Here is an 8,040-nt window from a genome sequence, read left to right as displayed (position 1 = left end):
GCCCGTCTGGCCGCCCGCGCCTGCGCCCGTGCCGTCCGGCGCGACCGTCGCGCCCTCTCGGCACGTGCTCGTCGCGGCGGCGTCCGTGGGCGGCGACTCGGGTTCCGAGCCCAAGGAATCGCCGTGGCCGAAGCGGCGACGGGTCGTGCTCGGGGTGACGTTGCCGGTGGTGCTCGTGTCCGGGCTCGCGGCGGCGGTGCTCGCTGCGACCGGCGTGTTCTCCGGCGAGGACGCGCGGCCCACCGCGGCGGCGACGCCCACCGCCACGGCCACGGCCACACCGACCGCCACGGCGACCCCGACTCCGACCGCGACCGCCACGGCGACGGCGCCCGCCGCCGTCGAGACGATCGAGGTGGGGCAGGGGCCCGACGGCGTCGCCGTCTCGGGCGGGAAGGTCTTCGTGGCCAACCACGGGGACGGGACGCTGACAACCATCGACCCCGACACGAACGAGACCAGCGAGCCGATCGAGGCCGGGACGCGGCCCGATCACGTCGTCGCCGGCAAGGGCGTCGTGTGGGTCGGGGCGGCCGGGGACGACACGGTCGCGCGCTTCGAGAACGGGCAGCGCACCGCGAGCGTCGCGGTCGGGGACCGTCCCGAGGCGATCGCGCTCGGCAAGCAGCTGCTGTGGGTCGCGAACCGCAACGACGGCACGGTGAACCGGATCGACCGGGCGAGCCCGGCCGTGGTCGGCTCGCCGATCGGGGTGGGCAACGAGCCGGCGGGCATCTTCGTGGGCCGGCGCTTCGTGTGGGTGACGAACTCGGAGGACGACACCGTGAACCGCATCGACCCGGCGACCGCGCAGCTCGTCGGCGACCCCATCGCGACCGGCCAAGGCCCGCGCGGCGTGATCGAGACGCCCAACGCGACCTGGATCGCGAACGCGGAAGACGGCACGGTCACGCGCCTGGACCGCCGCAGCGGCGAGGTCCTCGACACGATCACCGTGGGCCAGGACCCGCGCCAGCTGACCCACGGGTTCGACTCCGTGTGGGTCACCAACACGGGCGACAACACGGTCACCCGGCTGGACGAGCAGACCGGAAAAGTGATCGGCGCACCCATCGCCGTGGGCGAGAACCCGCTCGGCATCGCGGCCGGCGCCGGCGCCGTCTGGGTCGCCAACAACGACTCGCACACCGTCACCCGCATCCGCCCGTAGAGTTGGCCCGTTATGGACACGACAGGCTTCTTCGACTATCCGACGGAGCCGACGGCTCCCGCGGAGCACGGGCTGCCGGGCTTCCTGAGCGATCGGGGAGACGAGGACTGGGCGATGGTGCTCGACCACACCGAGACGCGCCTGTTCGTCCCGGGCGAGATCGTCCTCAAGCAGGGGGAGCGGGACCGTGCGCTGTACCTGCTCGTGATGGGCTGGGTCAAAGCGCCCAGCGGCGTGGTGCACCCGATCACGACGCTCGGCGAGGCGGCCTTCCTCGACGGCGCCCCGCGCGCCGTGTCCATAGAAGCGATGAGCGAGGGTGAGATGCTGCGGCTGAGCTTCGACGGCTTCGAGGCGCTCGCGGCGCGCAACCCCGCGCTCGGGCGGGACATCCTGCTCGACGTGGGCCGGATCCTGTCCGCGCGCCTGCACGCCCTCGGCGACCAGACGGCGGGGTGGACCGGATGAGCGCCCGCGCCATCACCTTCCCGAACTACACGCAGATCCCGAGCCGGATCCCCGTCCGCGTCTGGCACGCGATGCGGGCCGGATCGATCGTCGGCGCGCTGGCCATCGCCGCGCTGCTGCTGGTCGCGCCTGACGCGGGCCTGTTCGTGATGTGGAAGGTCGTCATCCCGCTGCTGCCGCTGCTGTTCCTGACCGTCCCCGGCCTGTGGCGCAACCTGTGCCCGCTCGCCGCCTCCAACCAGACGCCGCGCGCGCTCAAGCTGACCAAGGCGCTCACGGCCCCGAACTGGCTCAAGGAGTACGGCTACGTCATCGCGTTCGGCCTCTTCATCGCGTTCGTGGTGCTGCGCAAGCTCGGCCTCGACGACAGCGGCCCGTACAGCGCGCTGCTCCTGCTCGGCGCGATGGCGGCGGCCTTCACGGGCGGCATGTTCCTGAAGGGCAAGAGCGGCTGGTGCAGCACGATCTGCCCGCTGCTCCCGGTCCAGCGCATCTACGGCCAGACGCCGCTGATGCTGGTCGCCAACGCGCACTGCCAGCCGTGCGTCGGCTGCGTCAAGAACTGCTACGACTTCAACCCGCGCGCCGCCTACCTCGCCGACCTGCACGACAGCGACAACTACTGGGCCGGCTACCGCAAGTACTTCGTGGGCGCGTTCCCGGGCCTCGTGCTCGGCTTCTTCGCCGTCCCCGTCGAGCAGATGGCGCTCACGACCGCCGTCAGCCTCGCGCTGTTCGCCACGCTGACCACCTTCTACAAGACGAGCGCGCACACGATCACGACGCTGTTCGGCGCGATCGCGTTCAGCATCTTCTACTGGTACGCCGCCGAGATCGTCGGCCTGGAGCCGCTCACCTGGGCGCTGCGCGCCGCGGCCATCGCGCTCGCCGCCACGTGGTTCGTCCGCACGCTGCGCAAGGAGAAGCCGTTCCTGGAGAAGGCCGGCGCCGCCCCCGCGGCCGCCGCCGCGCCGTCGGCCGCGCCCGCCGGGCTCACCCGCGCCTCCGGCCTGCGGGCGATCGGCCCGCAGGTGACGTTCGTCCCCGACAACAAGCGCGTCGCGCCCAAGCCGGGCCAGTCCCTGCTCGAGATCGCCGAGGCCAACAACCTCCCGATCGAGGCCGGCTGCCGCATGGGCATCTGCGGCGCGGACCCCGTCGCGATCAAGGACGGCATGAGCTGCACCTCGCCGATCGGCGACGACGAGAAGGCCACCCTCGAGCGCCTCGGGTACGCCGAGAACACGCGGATGGCGTGCTGCGTGCGCGTGACCGGCCCGGTGACCGTCCAGCTCACGCCGGACAAGGCGAGCGCGCCGCGCATCTCCCAGATCCAGGACTTCAGCTACGACAAGTCGATCGAGCGCGTCGTCGTGATCGGCAACGGCATCGCCGGCGTCACCGCCGCCGACCACCTGCGCCGGCGTCACCCCGCCACCAACATCGACCTGATCGCGGAGGAGCCGCACCACCTCTACAACCGCATGGGCATCAGCCGCCTCGTCTACGGGCGCTCGGCGATGCAAGGGCTCTACCTGAACCCGGACAAGTGGTACGACGAGCGCGCGATCACCACGTGGCTGAACACGCGCGCGCTGTGGATCGACCGCGCCAACCGGGAGGTCGCGCTCGGCACGGGGGAGAAGCTCCCGTACGACCGCCTGATCCTCGCGACCGGCTCCCGCAGCCTCGTCCCGAAGATCGACGGCTTCGGCGCCCCCGGGACCGGCGTCCTGCGCACGGCAGCGGACGCCATGGCGCTGCGCGCGTACGCGCAGCGGGTGAGCTCCACCCGCGGCGTGATCGCGGGCGGCGGCCTGCTGGGCCTGGAGGCGGCCTACGCGCTGCACAAGCTCGGCCTGAAGACCACCGTGCTCGAACGCGGCCCGGGCCTGCTCCGGCGCCAGCTCGACGACCGCGGCGGCGAGCTCCTGAAGGCCTACCTGGAAGGGCTCGGCCTCGAGATCGTGCTCAACGCGGAGGTCCAGTCGGTCGACGCGAACGGCCGCCTGCGCGCCCTCGACCTCAAGGATGGCCGGCGCCTGCCCGCGCACATCCTGCTCGTGGCGGCGGGCATCCAGCCCAACGTCGAGCTCGCGCGCGACGCGCGGCTCGCCATCAACCGCGGCGTGCTCGTCGACGACCGCATGCGTACGGGCGACCCGGCCATCCTCGCCGCGGGCGACATCGCCGAGTTCGGCGGCCAGACGCCGGGCCTGTGGCCGACCGCGGTCGCCCAGGCCGAGATCGCGGCCGAGAACGCCGTCGGCGGCGACAAGCCGTACGTGCCGGCGCCGCCCGTGACGATGCTCAAGGTCGTCGGCGTGGAGCTCGCCAGCATCGGGCGCATCCACGAGCAGCCCGAGGACGAGGCGATCGTGCACGAGGCCCACGGCGGCTACCGCAAGCTCGTGATCTCCGGCGACCGCATCGTCGGCGCCATCCTGCTCGGCCCGGGCAACGACGTCGCCGCCGTGCGGACCGCGATCACCAAGGGCTACGACGTCTCCGGCCAGCTCGGCGCGCTGCGCCAGGGCCGCCTCGACGGGCTCGCCCAGGGCGCGCTCGTCCCCGCCGCGGTCGCGTAGCGGAATAGCGGCTGCGTGCCCGGCGTCCTACCGGGCATGCAGCCGAAACTCCTCCTCCCGTTCGCGGCCGCCGCCTTCGTCCTCGCGGTTCCCGCGGCGGCCAATGCGGCGGTCACGAGCCAGATCAACGGCACCACCGTCACGTTCACGGGCGACGGCGCCGACGACAACGTCACGCTCGGCGTCAACGACCAGGACCAGCTCACCCACAACCTCGGGGGCACCAACACCGACTTCGACCTCGGCCCGGGCGTCGCGGCGCCGCTCCCCAGCGACGGCTCGATCAAGATCGTCCTGAACCTGGGGGCCGGCAACGACACGACGAACCTGTCGGCCGCCGACCTCGAGGACAGCACGATCAACGGCGAGGACGGCGACGACATCATCGTCGGCGGCAACAACCGCGACACGATCGACGGTGGCACCGGCAACGACCGCATCACGGGCTTCCGCAACCTCAACGCCGAGCCGGCCGAGCCGATCAGCGGCGGCGACGGCAACGACGTGATGATCTGGAACAACGGCGACGGCAACGACCTCAACGACGGCGGCAACGGCGTCGACGAGACGCTGATCACGGCGGGCACGGCCGCCGACAACATGAACGTCAACGCCGCCGGCGCCCGCACGGTCTTCAATCGCGTCAACGCCGCGTTCACCGTCGACATGGGCACGGTCGAGAAGCTCAACATCACCTCGTTCAGCGGCAACGACGTGCTCGCGACGGGCGCGGGCGTGGCGATGAACATGGTCATCGACGCCGGCTCCGGCGACGACACGATCACCACCGGCGACGGCAACGACCTCGTCAACGGCAACGACGGCAACGACACGCTCAACGGGTCAGGCGGCGGCGACCGCCTCGTCGGCGACCGCGGCGCGGACACGATGAACGGCGGCGAGGCCGACGACACGCTCGTGTGGAACAACGGCGACGGCTCGGACGTGATGAACGGCGACGGCGGCTTCGACCGCATCGAGAACAACCTCGGCGGGGGCACCGACGTCTCCACCCTCAAGCCCGAGAACGGCCGCATCCGCTACGACCGCACCAACGTCGGCCAGTTCAGCCTCAGCGTCGCGACGTCTGAGATCTTCGAGCTCAACTCGCTCGCCGGTGACGACGTGCTCACCACCTCGCCGGGCGTCGGCATCCCGGTGGTCGCCGACGGCGGCGCGGGCAACGACGCGTTCAACGTCCGCGACGGCGCGGCCGGCCACTTCTTCGGCGGCTCGGGCGCCGACACGGCCACGATCGACGCCAACGACACCACGGTGGACGTCGAGACCGTCGACGCGCCGCCCGCCGGGCAGCCGAACCCGCCCGCCGGCCCGGGCCACGGCACGATCGGCAAGACCGCCAAGTACAAGAAGGGCAAGGCCGCGATCAAGGTCAGCTGCCCCGCCGGCACGTCCGGCTGCCAGGGCTACGTGACGCTGCTCTACAAGGGCCGCGAGATCGGCCGCCAGGCGTACACCGTCGGCGCCGGCCAGGCCAAGACCTACAACGTCAAGGTCTCCCGCTACAAGCCGAGCAAGCGCAAGCCGCTGACCGTCAAGTATCGCGTCTCCAGCCGCGCCGCCGCGGACAAGGAAGGCAAGCTCAAGCTGGTGCTTTGATGTAGGGAATGGACCGCCGCGGACTGGCCACACTCGCGTCTGGCCACGCCGCGGCGGACCTGTGCCAGGGGTCGATTCCCGCGCTGATCCCGTTCCTGGTCCATCAGCGCGGCTACTCCTTCGGCGCCGCGGGAGCGCTGCTGCTGGTGGTGACGATCGGCTCCTCGATCATCCAGCCGCTGTTCGGCGCCCTGTCGGACCGGCTGCAGCTCGCGTGGCTGATGCCGGCCGGCGTCGCGCTGGCGGCGGTCGGGATCGCGGGCGCCGGCGTGTTCGACAGCTTCGCGCTCACCTGCATCGTGGTCGGGCTCGGCGGCCTCGGCGTCGCCGCCTTCCACCCCGAGGGCGCGCGCTACGCCAACTACGCCTCGGGCGACCGGCGCGGCACGGGGATGAGCCTGTTCAGCGTCGGCGGGAACGCCGGCTTCGCGCTCGCCCCGGTGCTCATCACGCCCGCCGTGCTCGCCGTCGGTCTGAACGGCACCCTGATCGTCGCGATCCTCCCGGCCATCGCCGCCGTCGTCCTGGCCATCGAGCTGCCGAAGCTCAAGCGCCGCAGCGCGGCCGCCGCGAGCGCGGTCGCGAAGGGCCAGAGCGACCGCTCCGGCGACCGGTGGGGTGCGTTCAGCACGCTCGCCGGCGTCGTCTCCATCCGGTCGGGCATCTACTTCGGCCTGCAGTCGTTCGCGCCGCTGTGGCTGATCCACACCTACGGCGCCAGCGAGGCGACCGGGAACGCCGCGCTGGCCGCGATGCTGTTCGCGGGCGCGCTCGGCACGCTCATCGGCGGCCAGCTCGTGGACCGGATCGGCCGCCGCAAGGTGCTCGTTGGGTCGATCGTCGCGCAGGTCCCGCTGCTGCTCGCGTTCATGCTCTCGCCCAGCGGCATCCTCGCCGGAATCGTCCTGGCCGGAATCGGCTTCGTGACCGTGATGTCGTTCAGCGTGAGCGTCGTGATGGGGCAGGAGTACCTGCCGAGCCGGCTCGGGATCGCGTCCGGCGTCACGCTCGGCTTCTCGATCGGCGTCGGCGGCGTGTTCGCGGCGCTGTTCGGCATCGTGGCGGACAGCGCGGGCCTCGAGACGGTGATGTGGATCGTGGCCGCGCTCCCGCTCGCCGGGCTGGCGCTCGCGCTCACCCTGCCCCTGACGGCGCAGGAGGAGCGGATCAGCCGCCCAACACGCGCTGCGACAGCCAGAACAGGCCGATAGCCGCGGCGGCGGAGCCGGCCGTGGCGTTGGCGAGCTTGGACCACTCGTAGCGGCGCGTCCACAGCAGCAGCGGGAACACGACGCCGATGATCAGCGCCTGGCCGAGCTCGATGCCGATGTTGAACCCGATCAGCGCGCTCACGATCGGCGTGCCGCCGGGGAACGTCACCGCTCCCGCGAAGCCGAGCCCGTGCAGGAGGCCGAAGCCGAACACGATCCACAGCTGCTTGTCGCTCTGGTAGCCGAGCACCTGCGCGGCGGCGACATAGACGATCGAAGCGGCGATCAGCGGCTCGACGATCTCGCCCGGGATCTCGACCACGCCCAGTAGCGCGAGCGCCAGCGTCACGCTGTGCGCCACGGTGAAGGCGGCGGAGAGCTTGAAGACGTCCTTGAAGCCGCGCGCGCCGAGCAGCAGGACGATCAGGAAGACGACGTGGTCCCAGCCGAGCACGATGTGCTCGACGCCCTTCTCGATGAAGTGGGCGAAGCCGGGCGGGTCGTCCGCGCGCAGCACCATGTTGTCCGGGTCGAACAGGAACGTGCCCTCCTGTCCGCCGAGCTCGAAGCGCGCCAGGTTCTCGTTGGGCACGGCGTAGCGGACCGAGAACGGCCCGGACTCCGAAGCGCACTGGTACTGGAGCACGAGCCGCAGGTAGGCCTCGCCGCTGCGTCGCTGCGGCGTCCAGCCCTTGAGCGCGCCCGCGCAGGCCTCACCGTCGCTGGACACCCGCACCCGCGGCAGCAGGTACGCGGAGATCGCGCGCTTGTCCCGCCCGTCGGCGAGCGTGTACAGCGCCTCCTCCTCGAGCCCGAGGACGTAGTCGACGGTCTGGCCGTCCTGGACGATCTCCTGGTAGCCCTGCGTCGTGAAGTGCGCCTGGGCGCCGGCGACGGGGACCAGCAGGATGAGGAGGACGAGCAGGAGGGCGCGCTTCATGACCCTGCGCAGTTGAGCACCCGCGCACGAAGACGCCTGTTA

Annotated in this window: 6 protein-coding genes; 5 read left to right on the top strand and 1 reads right to left on the bottom strand. The window is 71.7% G+C overall.

All coding sequences use genetic code 11. The annotated features are described in order from the left end of the window. The 5 genes from OJ962_RS31860 to OJ962_RS31840 all read left to right on the top strand — a co-directional run. Positions 1–1,171, top strand: a 1,171-nt coding sequence (locus tag OJ962_RS31860) for a Vgb family protein (RefSeq protein WP_270006864.1), incomplete at its 5' end; no start/stop codon positions are given. A 12-nt stretch (positions 1,172–1,183) separates the two neighbouring features. Beyond that, positions 1,184–1,639: a Crp/Fnr family transcriptional regulator gene (locus OJ962_RS31855; RefSeq protein ID WP_202953943.1), complete on the top strand. Its 456-nt coding sequence runs from the start codon at positions 1,184–1,186 to the stop codon at positions 1,637–1,639. Then, the gene (locus tag OJ962_RS31850; RefSeq protein ID WP_202953944.1) at positions 1,636–4,227 is read left to right on the top strand and encodes an FAD-dependent oxidoreductase; all 2,592 of its coding nucleotides are present in this window, start codon (positions 1,636–1,638) and stop codon (positions 4,225–4,227) included. Before OJ962_RS31855 ends, OJ962_RS31850 begins: the two co-directional genes overlap by 4 nt. 36 nt (positions 4,228–4,263) lie before the next feature. Beyond that, positions 4,264–5,847 (top strand): calcium-binding protein, encoded by a 1,584-nt coding sequence (locus tag OJ962_RS31845; RefSeq protein ID WP_202953945.1) that lies wholly within the window; start codon positions 4,264–4,266, stop codon positions 5,845–5,847. Between the two features lie 8 nt (positions 5,848–5,855). After that, a complete protein-coding gene (locus OJ962_RS31840) occupies positions 5,856–7,058 on the top strand; it encodes an MFS transporter (RefSeq protein WP_202953946.1) in 1,203 nt (400 codons plus the stop codon). On the opposite strand, the gene OJ962_RS31835 is transcribed toward OJ962_RS31840, so the two are convergent. Next, a complete protein-coding gene (locus tag OJ962_RS31835; RefSeq protein WP_202953947.1) occupies positions 7,015–7,998 on the bottom strand; it encodes a HupE/UreJ family protein in 984 nt (327 codons plus the stop codon). The genes OJ962_RS31840 and OJ962_RS31835 overlap by 44 nt on opposite strands. Positions 7,999–8,040 lie beyond the last annotated feature (42 nt).

The organism is Solirubrobacter deserti, assembly GCF_027587175.1.
Lineage (GTDB): Bacteria > Actinomycetota > Thermoleophilia > Solirubrobacterales > Solirubrobacteraceae > Solirubrobacter > Solirubrobacter deserti.
The sequence above is the reverse complement of the archived record's forward strand: the minus strand, read 5'-3'. Positions and strand labels throughout refer to the sequence as shown.

Bases quoted from the DNA above. Each gene is read 5' to 3' on its own strand.
- OJ962_RS31845 (WP_202953945.1), top strand. From the start codon at position 4,264: ATGCAGCCGAAACTCCTCCTCCCGTTCGCGGCCGCCGCCTTCGTCCTC.
- OJ962_RS31835 (WP_202953947.1), bottom strand. From the start codon at position 7,998: ATGAAGCGCGCCCTCCTGCTCGTCCTCCTCATCCTGCTGGTCCCCGTC.
- OJ962_RS31855 (WP_202953943.1), top strand. From the start codon at position 1,184: ATGGACACGACAGGCTTCTTCGACTATCCGACGGAGCCGACGGCTCCC.
- OJ962_RS31840 (WP_202953946.1), top strand. From the start codon at position 5,856: ATGGACCGCCGCGGACTGGCCACACTCGCGTCTGGCCACGCCGCGGCG.
- OJ962_RS31850 (WP_202953944.1), top strand. From the start codon at position 1,636: ATGAGCGCCCGCGCCATCACCTTCCCGAACTACACGCAGATCCCGAGC.